The sequence below is a fragment of the Nocardiopsis sp. NPDC007018 genome (assembly GCF_040635075.1).
Taxonomy (GTDB): domain Bacteria; phylum Actinomycetota; class Actinomycetes; order Streptosporangiales; family Streptosporangiaceae; genus Nocardiopsis.
Window position 1 is genome coordinate 85106 of the sequence record NZ_JBEYHA010000013.1, and the last position, 14885, is coordinate 99990.

14 protein-coding genes are annotated in these 14885 nt (G+C 73.8%); all 14 read left to right on the forward strand.

What is annotated here, in order from left to right:
• Positions 1 to 47: 47 nt before the first annotated feature.
• Positions 48 to 1001 carry an alpha/beta hydrolase gene (locus ABZ635_RS09900; protein WP_357761704.1) on the forward strand — a complete coding sequence of 318 codons (954 nt, stop codon included), beginning with the start codon at positions 48 to 50 and terminating at the stop codon, positions 999 to 1001.
• 180 nt (positions 1002 to 1181) lie between these two features.
• Positions 1182 to 2156 (forward strand): bile acid:sodium symporter, encoded by a 975-nt coding sequence (locus ABZ635_RS09905; protein ID WP_357761707.1) that lies wholly within the window; start codon positions 1182 to 1184, stop codon positions 2154 to 2156.
• 231 nt (positions 2157 to 2387) lie between these two features.
• Positions 2388 to 3113: an AraC family transcriptional regulator gene (locus ABZ635_RS09910; protein ID WP_357761709.1), complete on the forward strand. Its 726-nt coding sequence runs from the start codon at positions 2388 to 2390 to the stop codon at positions 3111 to 3113.
• A gap of 258 nt (positions 3114 to 3371) precedes the next feature.
• Positions 3372 to 4208 (forward strand): ABC transporter ATP-binding protein, encoded by an 837-nt coding sequence (locus ABZ635_RS09915; RefSeq protein ID WP_357761711.1) that lies wholly within the window; start codon positions 3372 to 3374, stop codon positions 4206 to 4208.
• Between the two features lie 107 nt (positions 4209 to 4315).
• Positions 4316 to 5371, forward strand: coding sequence for an iron-siderophore ABC transporter substrate-binding protein (locus ABZ635_RS09920; protein WP_357761713.1), 1056 nt, complete (start codon positions 4316 to 4318; stop codon positions 5369 to 5371).
• Positions 5368 to 7470 carry an iron ABC transporter permease gene (locus ABZ635_RS09925; RefSeq protein WP_357761716.1) on the forward strand — a complete coding sequence of 701 codons (2103 nt, stop codon included), beginning with the start codon at positions 5368 to 5370 and terminating at the stop codon, positions 7468 to 7470. The genes ABZ635_RS09920 and ABZ635_RS09925 overlap by 4 nt, the downstream gene beginning before the upstream one ends.
• 51 nt (positions 7471 to 7521) lie before the next feature.
• Positions 7522 to 8637, forward strand: a complete 1116-nt coding sequence (locus ABZ635_RS09930) for a peptidase C39 family protein (protein ID WP_357761719.1) — start codon at positions 7522 to 7524, stop codon at positions 8635 to 8637.
• 138 nt (positions 8638 to 8775) lie between these two features.
• Entirely contained in the window at positions 8776 to 9681 is a 906-nt protein-coding gene (locus ABZ635_RS09935; RefSeq protein ID WP_357761722.1) for an aminoglycoside phosphotransferase family protein, read from the forward strand.
• 332 nt (positions 9682 to 10013) lie between these two features.
• Positions 10014 to 11351 carry a cytochrome P450 gene (locus ABZ635_RS09940; RefSeq protein WP_357761725.1) on the forward strand — a complete coding sequence of 446 codons (1338 nt, stop codon included), beginning with the start codon at positions 10014 to 10016 and terminating at the stop codon, positions 11349 to 11351.
• On the forward strand, positions 11333 to 12433 hold the full coding sequence (locus ABZ635_RS09945; RefSeq protein WP_357761728.1) for a cytochrome P450: 1101 nt from the start codon (positions 11333 to 11335) through the stop codon (positions 12431 to 12433). The genes ABZ635_RS09940 and ABZ635_RS09945 overlap by 19 nt, the downstream gene beginning before the upstream one ends.
• Positions 12434 to 12542: 109 nt before the next feature.
• Positions 12543 to 12878, forward strand: a complete 336-nt coding sequence (locus tag ABZ635_RS09950) for a metalloregulator ArsR/SmtB family transcription factor (RefSeq protein WP_357761731.1) — start codon at positions 12543 to 12545, stop codon at positions 12876 to 12878.
• 2 nt (positions 12879 to 12880) lie between these two features.
• Complete coding sequence (locus tag ABZ635_RS09955; RefSeq protein ID WP_357761734.1) at positions 12881 to 13543, forward strand: SRPBCC family protein; 663 nt, start codon at positions 12881 to 12883, stop codon at positions 13541 to 13543.
• Between the two features lie 232 nt (positions 13544 to 13775).
• Positions 13776 to 14339, forward strand: coding sequence for a dihydrofolate reductase family protein (locus ABZ635_RS09960; RefSeq protein ID WP_357761737.1), 564 nt, complete (start codon positions 13776 to 13778; stop codon positions 14337 to 14339).
• A 216-nt stretch (positions 14340 to 14555) separates the two neighbouring features.
• The gene (locus tag ABZ635_RS09965) at positions 14556 to 14765 is read left to right on the forward strand and encodes a hypothetical protein (RefSeq protein WP_357761740.1); all 210 of its coding nucleotides are present in this window, start codon (positions 14556 to 14558) and stop codon (positions 14763 to 14765) included.
• Positions 14766 to 14885: the final 120 nt, after the last annotated feature.

Here is a 14885-nt window from a genome sequence, read left to right on the forward strand (position 1 = left end):
CCCGCCGGACCGGTCCGCCGCCCCCTCGGGGCACGAGAGGAGTCGTGTTGAACGTCAGGCACCACCGCGTCGGGGTGAACGGCCTCGGCCTGCACGTCGCCGAGCAGGGTGAGGGGCCGCTGGTCCTGCTGCTGCACGGCTTCCCCGAGAGCTGGTACTCGTGGCGGTACCAGTTCGACGCCCTCGCCGACGCCGGGTACCGGGTGGTCGCCCCCGACCAGCGCGGGTACGCCCGCAGCGACCGCGCTCCCTCCCCCGAGGAGTACGCGCTGCCCCACCTGGTGGGCGACGTCACCGGGCTGATCCGTGCCCTGGGTGCCGAGGACGCCGTGGTGGTCGGCCACGACTGGGGCGCGGTGGTCGCCTGGACGGCGGCGCTGCTCCGGCCGGACCTGGTCCGCGCGGTGGCGGGGCTGAGCGTGCCCCCGGTGCCGCCCGCGGGGGTGCCCTCGATCGCGTCGTCCCGCCGCGCCTACGGCGAGGGCTACTACCAGGTCCGCTTCCAGGAGCCCGGGCGTGCCGAGGCGGAGCTGGCGGCGGACCCGGCGGCGTTCCTGCGGCGGATGCTGGTGGGGGCCTCCGGGGCGCACCGGCCCCGGCCCTGGGTCGTCCCTGAGGGCGTGGGGCTGCTGGACAGCCTGCCCGAGCCCGATGAGCTGCCCGGGTGGCTCACCGCCGAGGACCTGGCCGTGTTCGCCGAGGACTACGCGGCCCCGGACGCCTTCACCGGCCCTCTCGGCTGGTATCGCAACATCGACCGCAACCAGGGGCTGATGGCGGCCTTCGAGGGGCTGCGGATCGAGGTCCCGGCCCTGTACGCGGTGGGTGACCGGGACATGGTGACCACGCTGCGCGGTGTGCCCGAGCTGCGCGCGTCGCTGCGCCGGATCGTCCCACGGCTGCGCGCCGACCTCACCCTGCCCGGGTGCGGCCACTGGACCCAGCAGGAACGCCCCGAGGAGGTCAACCGGGCGTTGTTGGACTTCCTCGCCGCCCTGTGATCGGCACCCGCGCGCCCGGGCCCGCACCAGCGGCTGTCCTTCCAGCCGACTCGAGGGCCCACCGTGTGCACCTGCACGCGTCCGTCCACCCCGACCACCGTCCCGACCCCGGTTCCCCCGCCGGGGAGGCCGCCCTGATCCCGGGCGCCTTCGATCCCGCCGCCAAGGAGCACTGAACCGATGTCGATCGCCGAACGCCTCCAGAGTCTGTTCGTGGCCCTGGCCGCGGCGGCGGGCCTGGTCGCGGGCCTACTGCTGCCGATCGGCCCGGCGGCCGAGCACGTGGTACTGCCCGCCCTGCTGGTGATGCTCGCCGCGGTGTTCGTCCAGATGGACGCGGCCCACGTGGGCGAGGCGGGGCGGGCGCGGACCCTGGTGGCGGCCAGTCTGGTGCTGAACTTCGTGTTCACTCCGGCGCTGGCCTGGGCTCTGGGCGCGGGACTGCTCGGCGGGCAGCCGGACCTGCGCATCGGCCTGCTGTTGCTGCTGGTCACCCCCTGCACGGACTGGTACCTGGTCTTCACCGCGATGGCACGGGGGCACACGGGTATAGCCGCCGCCCTGCTGCCCGTCAACCTGGTCCTCCAACTGCTGTTGCTGCCGGTGTACGTGCTCCTGTTGGGCGGACGGGCCGCCATGGTGGACGCGGGCACCCTCGCGGAGGCGGTGCTGCTGGTGCTGGTGGTGCCGTTGGCGGTGGCGATGCTGGTGCGGTGGGCGTCGGCCCGGTTCGGGGACGCCGACTGGCGCGAGCGCCGTGTCACAGGACCGGCCGGGAACCTGGTGTTGCCGCTGCTGTACGTGGCCGTGTTTGCGATGTTCGCCTGGCAGGCGAGGACGGTCGTGGACCACCTCGGTGCCCTGGTGGCCCTGCTGGCGCCCCTGGCGGTCTTCTTCGTCCTCCTGCCGCTGGTCGCGACGGGGCTGTCCCGGGCGCTGCGGCTGCCCGCCGACCAGCGGGTGACGCTGACCATGGTCACGGTCGCCCGTAACTCCCCCATCGCGCTGGCCATCGCGGTGGCGGCCTTCCCGGACCGCCCCCTGATCGCGGTCGCCCTCGTGGTCGGCCCGCTCGTGGAACTGCCGGTCCTGGCCCTGCTGGCCCAACTGGTGCGGGTGCGCCCGAACACCGGGCAGGGCGCAGCCGTCGGCTGAGTCGGGCGCGCCCCGTGGGCGTGGAAACGAGCCCCCGCGTGCGATGACCTGGGACGATTCGGATATTTTTGCGGTGTCGGGTGGTACGCGGAGCGAGGGGCTGGGGGGCGCGTGCGTGTGACCGGGTCGGCGGCGTCCTCGGAGGGTGCCGGGCGGGGGGTCTGGCGGCGTGAGCCGAGGACACGGCTACGGCGGGCCTCCGCTCTGCCCGAGGGAACTCCGTCGCCCTTCGTGATCGTCTCCGAGTCGCACGCTCCGGACGGCCCCACCGAGTGGGAACCGCACGCGCACCCGGCGCACGAGCTGGTGTGGGTGCGCCACGGGGCACTGACCGCGCGGGTGGGAGACCGCCTGTTCACCGTCTCCGAGGGATGCGGCCTGTGGGTTCCCGAGGGGCGGGTGCACGCGGGTCGGTTGACGACGGGGGCCGGGCTCCACAACGCCTTCTTCGCTCCGGAGCGCACACCCCTCGCGTTCGGGGAGCCCACGGTCATCGCGATGACCCCGCCCCTGGAGTCGCTTCTGGTCCACCTGTCCCGCACGGACCTCGACGCCCAGGCGCGCGCCCGCGCGGAGGCGGTCGTGTTCGACCTGTTGGAGCCCGCCGCTCCGCGACTGGCGCTGCGGATGCCCGGCGACCCCCGGGCTGACGCGGTCGCCCGGGCCCTGATGGCCGACCCCTCCGACGACCGCTCCCTGGAGGAGTGGGCGCGGGACCTGGGTACGAGTCCCCGTACGGTCAGCCGCGCGTTCCGTGCCTCCACCGGCCTGTCCTTCGCGCAGTGGCGGCAGTCACTGCGCATCCACCGGGCACTGGTGCTACTCAGCGAGGGGCACGAGGTACAAGAGGCCTCCGACCTGCTCGGCTACGCGCAGACCAGCACGTTCATCGACGCGTTCCGGCGGGTGATGGGCACGACTCCGGGGTCCTTCGCGGGGAGCACGCGGGGGCGCTGACCGGTTCTCCGTATCCGGTGTCCGGAAGTCCTGATTGCGGCCAGGACACCGCCGATCCTATTCTGAGTGAGTGAAGGCTAACCTAACTTCTTCTGGCGTCGGCCCTGCTCACACGTGTCCGACCGTGCCCCGTGCCCGAAACGGCCACGAGGGGCCGGGCATCGCCGACGCCCCCGCGCACCGCTCCGGCCCCGGCCGCACCGTGCGAACCGGAGGCGTGATCGGCCCTGCGGACCCCACCCGCACCGACCCCTCGGCGTGCCCGACGCCGCGCCACCCGTGAGCGCCCTGCGCGGCGAGGGGCTCGTCCTGAGCCACGGCGGAACCACCGTCGTCCACGGCACCTCGCTGACCCTGACCTCCGGCCGGGTCACCGCCCTGGTGGGCCCCAACGGCAGCGGGAAGACCACCCTCCTGCGCTCGCTCGCCCGACTCCACCGCGTCGACGGCGGCCGGGTGACGCTCGGAGCCCCGGACGGAGGGCACGAACGGCCGGTGTCCCTGCTCAGCGCGCGCCGGTTCGCCCGGGAGGTCACCCTGTTCGCCCAGTCCCGGCCCGTACCGGAGGGGCTGACCGTCAGCGAGATCGTGGCCTTCGGCCGCCACCCGCACCGGCGCGGGTTCGCGGGACCGAGCGCCGAGGACCGGGACGCCGTCGGGCGCGCCATGCGCGCCACCGGGGTGGCGGACATGGCCGACCGCGCCGCCGGGGCGCTCTCCGGCGGCGAGATGCAGCGGGTCTGGCTCGCCGCCTGCCTGGCACAGGACACCGGCGTGGTGCTGCTCGACGAACCCACCAACCACCTCGACCTGCGCCACCAGGTCGAGACCCTCGACCTGATCCGCGACCTGGCGGAGGATCACGGGGTCGCGGTGGGGGTCGTGCTGCACGACCTCGACCACGCCGCGCGGGTCGCCGACCGGGTGCTGCTCCTGAACGCCGGTCGCGCGCACGCCGAGGGCCCTCCCGCCGAGGTGCTCACCACCGACCACCTCAGCGAGGTCTACGGCATCCGGATCGAGGTCAGCGAGGACCCGGTCACCGGCCGCCTGCGCATGGACCCGGTCGGCCGACGAGCCGAACTCCGCCGGTAGACCGCGCCCAACGGACCGTCCGCCTCTCCGGCGGCCCCGCCCCCCACGCCTCCACCCACCCCCTCGACAGCAGTCTCCAGAGCAGTACAGAGCAGGGAGAACCCACCATGACCAGCGCCACCCGACGCGCGGCCCTCGCCGCCGCGGCTCTCGCCCTCACCGCGGCGGGGTGCGGCACCACCACCGTCGACGAGTCCGCCTCCGATGCCCCGGCCGCCCCCGCGTCCGAGGACTGTGCCCAGGACACCACGGCCACCTCCGGCGACCCGGTCGCGCTCACCGACGGCGTCGGCCGCGAGGTCGAACTCGACCAGCCCGCCGAACGCGTCGCCGTCCTGGAGTGGCAGCAGGTCGAGGACGCCCTCACGCTGTGCGTCACCCCCGTGGCCGTCGCCGATCCCGAGGGCTACAGCACGTGGGTGAGCGCCGAGGAGCTTCCCGAGGGCGTGACCGACATCGGTAGCCGCGAGGAGCCCGACCTCGACACCCTGTACGCGCAGGACCCGGACCTGATCATCGTGGAGGCCGCCTCCCCCGACGACGAGATCATCTCCCGGCTGGAGGAGCGGGGTGTGCCCGTGCTGGTCACCCGGGGCGCCGACCCGGCCGACCCCATCGGCAACATGCTCGACGTGTTCGGGATGATCGGCGAGGCCACCGGGCGCACCGAACGCGCCGACCAGGTCACGCGCGAGTTCGACGACCACCTCGCCGAGGCCCGCGAGCAGGTGGAGGGGGTCGACCTGCCCACCACCGACTTCCTCTTCTTCGACGGCTGGCTCCAGGGCGGGAACCTCACGATCCGCCCCTACGGCCAGGGCGCGCTGTTCACCGCGCTCGGCGAGGAGCTGGGGATGACCTCCGCCTGGACCGACGACATCAACGACGCCTACGGTGACGGCGGCGTCGACCCCTCCTACGGGCTGGCGCAGACCGACGTCGAGGGCCTGACCGCAGTGGGCGGGGCCAACCTCTTCTACGCCAACGACGAGGGCGTCGGCGGTTACGTGGAGGAGCTGGGCAAGAACCCGATCTGGACCTCCCTGCCCGCCGTCAAGGAGGACCGGGCGCACGCCTTCCCGCCGCGCGTGTGGGGGGCCGGGGGCCCGCGTTCGACCGCGCAGGCGATCGACGCCTTCGTCGACTCCCTCACCGGGGCATGAGCGACCTCCGCGCCGCCGGGCCCCGGACGGCCCCACCGCGGGGGCCGGGTCCGCGCGGCGCGGCCGCCGGGGCGGCGGTGGTCGCCGTCCTGGCCGTCGCCGTCGCCGCGCTGGGCCTGTGGCACCTCACGCAGGGCACCTCGGGCGTGGGGTGGTGGGACCTCGTGCGGTTCCTCGCCGGGGAGCGCGCCGAGGTCGGCGGGGTGCCGGTCGCCCACGTGCTGGAGGGGTCGCGGGTCCCCCGCCTGTTCGCCGGTGTGGCGGTGGGTTTCGCCCTGGGTGTGGCCGGTGCGCTGCTCCAGTCCGTGACCCGCAACCCGCTCGCCTCCCCCGACACGCTCGCCGTCACAGCGGGCTCCTACTTCTCGCTCACGCTGGTCGCCGCGTTCGGCCTCGCCATCCCGCTGTGGGCGTCGGGCCTGGTGGCCTTCTCCGGGGGCCTGCTGGCAGCCGCGCTCGTCCTGGCGCTGGCCGGAAGCGCCGCCGGGACCGCCACCACGCGACTCGTGCTCGCCGGTTCGGCGTTGGCGCTGGCCCTGGACGCGGCCACCGGCATGCTGTTGATCCTGTTCAAGGAGAACACCACCGGCCTGTACGCCTGGGGCAGCGGTTCCCTGGCCCAGCTCAACGCGGACGCGTCGCTGCGCGCGCTGCCGCTCGTCGCGGCGGTGCTGGTGGTGGCGCTGCTGTTGAGCCGACGGCTGGACGTGCTCGGTCTGGGCGAGGACACCGCGGCGTCCCTCGGCGTGCCCGTGCGCTCCACCCGGATCACGGCGGTGGTGTGCGCGGTGCTGCTCACCGGAGCCGCCGTGACGCTGGCGGGCCCGATCGCCTTCGTCGGTCTGGCCGCACCCGTGTTGACCCGCCTCATCGCCGCCCGGGTACCCGCCCTGCACCGACACCTGCTCCTGGTGACGGTCTCCGGGCTGCTCGGCGCCGCCCTCATCCTCCTGGCGGACGCGTCCCTGCGGGCCCTGGTGGGCGCCGAGGGCGCCGCGTCCATCCCCACCGGGGTGCCCACGGCGGTGCTCGGCGGCGTCCTCATCGTCGTCCTGGCCCTGCGCCTGCGTGACGCCGGAACGCTCCGCCGACCGCCCGGGGCACGGACCGGCCCCCGCACGCCTCGGCGGTTCCTCGGTGTCCTCCTCGCCACCGCCGTGCTGCTGGCCGCGGCCGCGCTGGTCGGTGTGCTCGCGGGCAGCCTGTGGCTGCGGACCGGGGACCTCGTGCCCTGGTTCCAGGGCACCGCCCCCGACCTGGTGGGCCGGGCACTCGACGAACGGTTCCCCCGGGTGGCCGCGGCGGTCCTCGCGGGCGCCGCGCTCGGTCTGGCCGGAAGCGTGGTCCAGGGCACGGTGCGCAACCCCCTGGCCGAGCCGGGCCTACTGGGCATCACGGCCGGGGCGGGCCTGGGCGCGGTGCTCGTCGTGACCTCCGGTGCGGTCGCCGGGGTCCTCTCGCTGACGTCGATGGCCGTGCTGACGGGGCTGGCCACCTTCGCGCTGATCTGCGCGCTGGCGTGGCGGGGCGGGTTCCGCCCGGACCAGTTCGTCCTGGTCGGGATCGGGAGCGGGTACGCCCTGAGCGCGGTGACCACGTTCCTGCTGCTGCGCGCTGACCCCTGGCAGACTCCGCGCATCTTCACGTGGCTGTCGGGGACCACCTACGGCCGTACCCTGCCCGACGTCCTCCCCGTGGCCGTGGCCCTGCTGGTGGCGACGCCGCTGGTGCTCGGGGCGAGCCGTCACCTGGACCTGGTGTCGGTGGACGAGGACACCCCGCGTGTCCTCGGGGTGCGGGTGGGGCCGACCCGGCTGGGCCTACTGGCGGTCGGCGCCGTCCTGGCCGCCGTGAGTGTCGTCGCGGTGGGCGTGGTGGGCTTCGTCGGCCTCATGGCGCCCCACCTGGCGCGCGCCCTGGTGGGGGCCCGGCACGGCCGCCTGGTTCCGGTGGCGATGCTGCTGGGCGGGCTCCTGGTCTGTGTCGCCGACACCCTCGGCCGCACGCTGATCGCCCCCTCCCAGGTACCGGCCGGGTTGATGATCTGCCTGGTCGGCGGCCCCTACCTGATCTACGTCCTGCGCCGTTCGCGCGCGTGAGACGGTGCGGCGCCGCTTGGGGGCCGCGCCGGTGAACCCCCGGAGCACAGCATGTCCGCAGACCGTCGGAGCCCGTCCGAGAACCGCGTGGTCGTCCCGTTCGACCCGGCCGCCCCACCACCGGAGCTGGAGCGCGTCGTCCCCTCCGACGTGCGCGAACGCTGGGCCGCACCGGACCGGTCCACCCACTCCCCCGTGGTCGTGGCCGTCGCCGACCGGCCGGGCGGCGCGTGGACCGGTGCCGCCCTGGTGACCTCCCGCCCCGGGGCGGCCTACGCCAAGATCGTGGACGTGGCGGGCGATCGCGCGCGCACGGTCGCGGCCGTCGTCGACCTCGCGCGGGAGCGGGGACACCCCCAGGTCGTGTGGGAGGGATGGACCGTCGGCGCCGACGAGGCGGCCGCCGCCGGGTTCGCCCCGCTGCGTTCCCCGCGCGGCGGCGTGGACGACCCCGGCCAGCCCGCCACCGGCTATGTGCGCTGGCGGGACGGCGCCGGGGTGGCCGAGCCCCCGTACTACCGGCAGACCACCACCTTCACCTGCGGGGCGGTGGCCGCGCTGGCCGCCCGGGCGCACGCGGGGGCCCTGCGGCCCGCGGACCTCGACCGCCCCGCCGAGCTCGCGCTGTGGCGCGAGGCCACCAACTTCCCCGCCTGCGAACCCGTCGGGTTGGGCCTGGCCGCGCACCGCGCGTGGCCGGACGCCTCCGTCACGGTACGCCTCGACACCGACGCACCCGTGCTGCTCGACTCCTACGACGGCGACGAGCGCGCGTGGCGGGCCGTGCTCCAGCGGCGGTCCCGGGAGGACGCGGCCCGGGCCGGACTCCCGGTCGACCCCCTCCGGCTCTCCACGGAGGAGATGCGCGCGGTCGTGGCCCGGGGCGGGCAGGTGCTCCTGCTGGTGTCGCTGGCCGCGATGCAGGGGTTCGACGTGCCGCACTGGGTGCTCTGCCACGGCGCGGTGCCGGGGGCCCTGGTGGTCGAGGACCCCTGGACCAACACCGCCACGGGCGACACCTGGGTGGACGCCCACCTGCTACCCGTCGCCGACGCCGTGCTGGACGCGATGTCCGCCCTGGGCCCGGGCGGCCCGGACGGGTTCCGGGGCGCCGTACTCCTGGAGCACCCCCTCCTGGAGCACCCCGACGTCCCCTCGGCGTACTGACCTGTGAGGGGCCCGGAGGGGCCCCACGCGCGGGCGGCCCAGACCGGCCGCGTCTCCCGGGAAATCCGTGGACACCCGGAGGCCCGCGACGATGGAATGAGCGGGACCTCACCGCCCGACCGAGGAGGCGGCGCCCCGATGACGCGGCCCGCTCCACCCGAGCCTCCCCCGATCGACACCGAGCTGGTCCGGCGGCTGGTGGACGACCGGTTCCCCGAGTGGTCCGGGCTGCCGCTGCGGCCGGTCCGCCCCGGAGGACTCGACCACGTGATCCACCGGTTGGGCGACGACCTGTCCGTCCGTCTCCCCCGCCACGCCGAGGCGGCGGGGCAGGTGGAGCGGGAGTCGCGGTGGCTGCCGCGCCTGGCCCCGTGTCTCCCCCTGGCCGTCCCGGAGCCCGTGGCCGTGGGCGAGCCGGGGTTCGGCTACCCGTGGCGCTGGTCGGTGAGCCGCTGGCTGCCCGGGGACACCGCTGCGGTCGAGACCCTCGCGGACAGCGCGGCGCAGGCGCGCGGACTCGCCCGGTTCCTGGTCGCCCTCCAGCGGAACACGCCACCTCGGGTCCCGGAACGCTTGGTGGGAGAACCTCTGGCCCTGCGCGGATCGGACCTGGAGGCGGTCGTCTCCCGAGTCACCGGCGTCTTCGACCCGAGGGCGCTGACCTCGCTCTGGGAGGAGGCTTTGGACGCCCCCGCGTGGAACCGCCCGCCGGTGTGGTTCCACGGCGACTTCCACACCGGCAACCTGCTGACCCGCGGCGGCGAGGTGAGCGCGGTCATCGACTTCGGCACCCTCGGCGTGGGGGACCCGGCCCGCGACCTGACGATCGCGTTCACCCTGATGTCACCGGCGGCCCGGGCCGAGTTCCGGGCCGAGCTGGGGGCGGGGCTCGGGCTGGGGGGAGCGCAGGACGACGCCCTGTGGGCCCGTGGCCGCGGCTGGGCCCTGATCACGGGGTTGCGGGCGTACGCGGCCCACGCCGAGGCGCACCCGGCCGTCGCCGCGCAGACCATCCGTCAGATCGAACAGGCGCTCCTCGACTGAACCGGGGTCCGGGGTGTCGGAGACGAACGGCGCGCACGGCTCGCGACCGCTTCCCGTGGTGGCCCTGGTCACCGGTCCGGCGCGAGACGGTTCCGTACCGGTGCCGCGCCCAACGGTCGCCACGGGGGCGCCGCCCTCCCTCACGGGGCGTACGCGCCCACGGCCTCGCTGGTCAGCGCACCGTCGCCCGGTTTCGACCCCGGTGTCCGAACCGGACCGGACACCTGCCGCCCACACAACACCGCTGGGGCAGGCGATACAGGAGTGACACAAGGTGTAGAAAACGCCAGAAGTTTCACTAGACTGGGCGCTTCGTCGCCTCCCAGGACAGGATGACCGTGGCCCCCCGTTGCCCCTACGCCGAGCTTCACTCCACCGAATTCACCAACGACCCCCACGGGGTCAACCTGCGCATGGTGAAGGAGCACGGCCCCGTGTTCCCCGCCGAGATCTTTCCGGGGATCAGGGCCTGGGTCGTGGCCGACTACGCGCTGATCACCGCCTGGTGCCGGGACACCCGTACCTTTCGCCGCGACTCGCGCCTGTGGCTCGACTGGCGTGAGGGCCGCATCCCCGACGACGCCCCGGTCGTGGCGATGATGATGCACCGCCCCAACCTCCTCTTCTCCGACGGCGACGAGCACGCCCGCCTCAAGCGGGCCGTGATCGACTCCCTGGGCCGGGTGCCGGAGAGCCGCATCGGGGAGATCACCCGCAAGCACGCCGACATCCTCGTCGACGCCTTCTGCCAGCGCGGCCAGGCCGAGATCGTCTCCGAGTACGCCCGCCTGCTCCCCCTGCTGGTGCTGTGCGAGATCTTCGGCTTCTCCCGCGACGTGGGCGAGCGCGTCCTCAACTCCCTCAGCGCGCTGTGGGACGGCATCGACGTCGTCAAGTCCAACGGCGAGTACGAGCGCGCCCTGTCCGACGCGATCTCCGCCAAGCACGCGCAGCCGGGTGAGGACATCACCTCGTGGTTGATGGAGCACCGCGCCGGACTCAGCGACGAGGAACTACTGCACCAGCTCGTGGTGACCATCGGCGCCGGCGCCGAACCCACCGCCAACCTCATCTCCGGCACCGCCCACACGCTCCTGGCCGACGACGAGGTCCGGCAGGCGTACCGGGGAGCCCGGGTGGGGGTCGGCGAGGCGATCGACCAGCTGCTGTGGATCGACCCCCCGGTCAACAACTACCCCGTCCTGTACCCGGTGCAGGACGTGCGGGTCAGCAACGGCACGGTGATCCGGGCCGGTGAACCGATCCTGCTCGGGTACGCGGCCGCCCACGCCGCGATGGCCGGAAGCGGCCCGGACATCGAGCAGGGCAACCGCGCTCACCTGGCCTTCGGCGTGGGACCGCACCGGTGCCCCGCACAGGGCTTCGCGTACGCCATCGCGCAGGTCGGTGTGGAGACCCTCACCAAGCGCCTGCCCGACCTCCAGGCGAACAAGGAGAACGTCCAGCGGCGACCCGCCCCGTTCGCGCTGGCACTGTCACAGCTACCCGTCACGTTCACCCCCGTCTCCCCGAAAGGCACCACACCCCCATGGCAACAGACATCCCCGTCCTCCACCCCTACGACCTCCACCGACAGACCGCAGAACTCCGCTCCCGAGGCCCCGTCGTCGAAGTTGAGATCGCTGGTGGCGTGGTTGTTCGGGCGCTGACCGGGCACGACGTGCTGATGGAGGCGCTCGCCCACCCGGGGGTGCGCAAGGAGGTCCGCCACTGGCGCCCGTGGACCGAAGGCGAGATCCCCATGGACTGGCCGCTCATCTCCTGGGTGGCCCCGGACAACATGCTCACGGCCGACGGCGACAAGCACCGGCGGCTGCGCGCACTGGTGTCACAGGCGTTCACCCCCCGCCGGGTGGAGGCGCTGCGTCCGCGCGTGGAGGCGATCACCACGCGGCTCCTCGACGCCGCCGAGGCGGACGGGCCGGGCCCGGTCGACCTGCGGGCCGCGCTGGCGCTGCCGCTGCCGATGACGGTGATCTCCGAGCTGTTCGGTGTCGGCGAGGAGCACCGCGACACCCTGCACACGCTGATCCACCGGGTCTTCGACGCGACCCTCACTCCCGAGATGGCGGCCCGAACCAACGAGGAGCTCCAGGCCTTCCTCGGCTCCCTGGCCGAGGAGAAGGCGAAGAACCCGGGCGACGACATGACCAGCGCCCTGCTCGACGCGCGCGCCGAGGGCGACGAGCGGCTGTCGCAGTCCGAGCTGGTGTGGACCCTGATCCTGATGATCGGCGCTGGCTACGAGACCACGATGAACCTCATCGGCAACGCGGTCCACGCCCTGCTGACCCACCCGGACGAGCTGGCCCTCATTCGCTCCGGGGAGGCGACCTGGGCCGACGCCGTGGAGGAGACCCTGCGCTGGGACGCGAGCGTCCAGTACATGCCCCTCCGCTACACGGCCGAGGACGTCACCCTGGGCGGGGTGGAGGTGCCCGCCGGAGAGGCCCTGCTGATGGGGTTCGGTGCCGCCGGCCGTGACCGGGGCCAGCACGGCGAGGACGCGGACACCTTCGACCTGCGCCGCGCCCGGAACTCGCACCTGGCCTTCTCGCACGGGCCGCACTTCTGCCTGGGGGCGGGGCTGGCCCGGATGGAGGGCGTGATCGCCCTGGAGCAGCTCTTCACCCGGTTCCCGGACCTGCGGCTCGCCGAGGGCGAGGAGTTCCCGCAGACCCCGTCCATCGTCTCCAGCGGGCTCGACCGCATCCCCGTGGTCCTGCGCTGACCCCTCCACGAGCCCCGCGTTCCGCCCCGGCGGGCGCGGGGCTTCGTCGTCCCCCACCCTTCTCTCATCAGCCTCTCCTTATATAAGCACGGATTGATATACTGTGGTCATGCACGCCTTCGACGTTCTCGGCGACCCGGTCCGACGACGGCTCCTCGAACTGCTCTCCACGGGCGAGCTCAGCTCCGGCGAGCTCACCACCGTGGTACGCGAGGAGTTCGGCATCAGCCAACCGGCCGTCTCCCAACACCTGCGGGTGCTGCGCGAGCACGGCTTCGCCACGGTGCGCGCGGACGGAACCCGGCGGATGTACTCCGTCGACGCCGACGCGCTGCGCCCCGTGGACGACTGGCTGGACCCGTTCCGACGGTTCTGGGCACCGCGCCTGGCGGCGCTGGAGACCGAGATCGCCCGGGGGAAGCGACAACGACGCGAGCAGGAGTGACCATGAGTGAGCACACACCCGTCGACGTGGACGGGCAGATCGAGGCCGTCTCCCGCAGGTTGGACACCTGCGAGCGCGACGGAAGACCCACGCTGGTGTCCACGATCAGCCAGCGCTACGCGACCACGGTCGAGGACCTGTGGGACGCGTGCACCTCCACCGAACGGCTCCCCCGCTGGTTCGCCCCGGTCACGGGCGACCTGCGCCAGGGCGGCCACTACCAGGTGGAGGGCAACGCGAACGGCACCATCGAGACCTGTGAGGCGCCGCGCTCCTTCTCCGCCACCTGGGAGTTCGGCGGGGGTGTCAGCTGGATCGCGGTCCGGGTGGACCCCGACGGCGACGGCGCTCGACTGACCCTCGAACACAGCGCCCCCGCCGACATGGAGGCCGAGTTCTGGAAGCGGTTCGGTCCGGGCGCCACCGGCGTGGGCTGGGACATGGCCCTGCTCGGGCTGGCCCAGCACCTGCACGCGGGGGCGTCGATGCCCCAGGAGGCCGACGGCTGGGAGCGCACCGACGAGGGCCGCCGCTTCGTCACGGCGAGCAGCGCCCGCTGGGGCGAGTGCAGCGTGACCCTCGGGACACCGCGGGACCAGGCGGAACAGGCCCGGGACCGGACCACCGCCTTCTTCCTCGGCGAGCAGCCGCCCGCCGAGGACTGAGCCCCGCCGTGAGGGAGGCCGCCGCGAGGGAGGCTCCGTGAGGGAGGCCGCCGCGACTCCGTTGTCGTGGCGGCCTCCTGGCTGTGGAGCCTGTCACCGCCACCGCGCCGGATCAATCCTCCTCACCGCTCGGCGTGTTCCCGCGCGCCCAGGCGCGCCCGCCCGGTTCCGTCCGAGCCCGGTGGTACAACATGCGGGACAGGCCGCACCCCAGCAGACGAGGTAACCGACCATGCGCCAGCTGATCGTCTCCGCGTTCGTGTCCGTCGACGGCGTCATGGAGGCCCCCGGCGGAGAACCCGGCTACCGCAACTCCGGGTGGACCGTGAGCTCGGTCGAGATGGACGAGGCGGCCTACGAACTCAAGGGCAGCGAACAGGAGGAGGCGGGCGCCCTGCTGCTCGGGCGGCGCAGCTACGAGGCCTTCGCCCCGGTGTGGCCGCACATGGCGGAGTTCGCCGGGATCAACGCCAAGCCCCGCTACGTGGTGTCCACCACCCTCGCCCAGGAGGACCCGCGCTGGCCCGCCACCCTCCTGCGAAGCCTCGACGAGGTCGCCGAGCTGAAGGAGACCGAGGGCGGACCGCTCCTGGTACAGGGCAGCGCCACCCTGGGCCGGGCCCTGGCCGACGCCGGGCTGGTCGACCGCTACCACCTGCTCGTCTTCCCGGTACTGCTCGGAGCGGGCAAGCGCCTGTTCAGCGACACGGACCAGGACCTCACCCGGCTGCGCCTCGTGGATCACCGCGTGTACGCCAACGGCGTGCAGAAGCAGGTCTTCGACGTCGTCCGCTAGCCGGGCACGACGGCCACCGAACGGGCGCCGCCCCTGGCGGGCGGCCCACACCCCAGGGTGTCGTCGAAGCGGCGGCGCGTCTCGACACGTGATTCCCTTCCGGGCCAATCGACTCCGCATTGTTACCATGTGTCGCGTCGCAACCACCATAAGTGGCTACCAGTGGCGTCTCCTTCACCCGAAGCAGACCACCGGCGGCCACGGACGGGAAGATTCATGTACGACGACACCAGGCGAGGCACGGTCACGCCCAGGCGCGCGGGCCGAGTCCTCGGAGCGATCCTGACCACGACGGCCGTCGCCCTGCTCGTCGCGGGCTGCCCCGCGGGAGGCGGCGGTGGCGGAGGCGGCGGCGGTTACGGAACCGTCGACGGGGAGACCAAGGCCGAGAAGACCGCGAACTCCGTGCCCGCCGAACAACAGTGACGCACCCGCCCCCGGGTCCCGGCGCCCCTCCGGGCCCGAGCCCGGGGGCGGCCACCGGCGAGAGACCGCGTGAGGCGCCCTCCGCCAGCGAGGGGCTCGGCCCGCCACCGCGGCATCCCA

Coding starts and splice junctions, on each gene's coding strand:
- ABZ635_RS09965 (WP_357761740.1), top strand. CDS start 14,556: ATGTACGACGACACCAGGCGAGGCACGGTCACGCCCAGGCGCGCGGGC.
- ABZ635_RS09925 (WP_357761716.1), top strand. CDS start 5,368: ATGAGCGACCTCCGCGCCGCCGGGCCCCGGACGGCCCCACCGCGGGGG.
- ABZ635_RS09950 (WP_357761731.1), top strand. CDS start 12,543: ATGCACGCCTTCGACGTTCTCGGCGACCCGGTCCGACGACGGCTCCTC.
- ABZ635_RS09920 (WP_357761713.1), top strand. CDS start 4,316: ATGACCAGCGCCACCCGACGCGCGGCCCTCGCCGCCGCGGCTCTCGCC.
- ABZ635_RS09940 (WP_357761725.1), top strand. CDS start 10,014: ATGACCGTGGCCCCCCGTTGCCCCTACGCCGAGCTTCACTCCACCGAA.
- ABZ635_RS09955 (WP_357761734.1), top strand. CDS start 12,881: ATGAGTGAGCACACACCCGTCGACGTGGACGGGCAGATCGAGGCCGTC.
- ABZ635_RS09960 (WP_357761737.1), top strand. CDS start 13,776: ATGCGCCAGCTGATCGTCTCCGCGTTCGTGTCCGTCGACGGCGTCATG.
- ABZ635_RS09935 (WP_357761722.1), top strand. CDS start 8,776: ATGACGCGGCCCGCTCCACCCGAGCCTCCCCCGATCGACACCGAGCTG.
- ABZ635_RS09905 (WP_357761707.1), top strand. CDS start 1,182: ATGTCGATCGCCGAACGCCTCCAGAGTCTGTTCGTGGCCCTGGCCGCG.
- ABZ635_RS09930 (WP_357761719.1), top strand. CDS start 7,522: ATGTCCGCAGACCGTCGGAGCCCGTCCGAGAACCGCGTGGTCGTCCCG.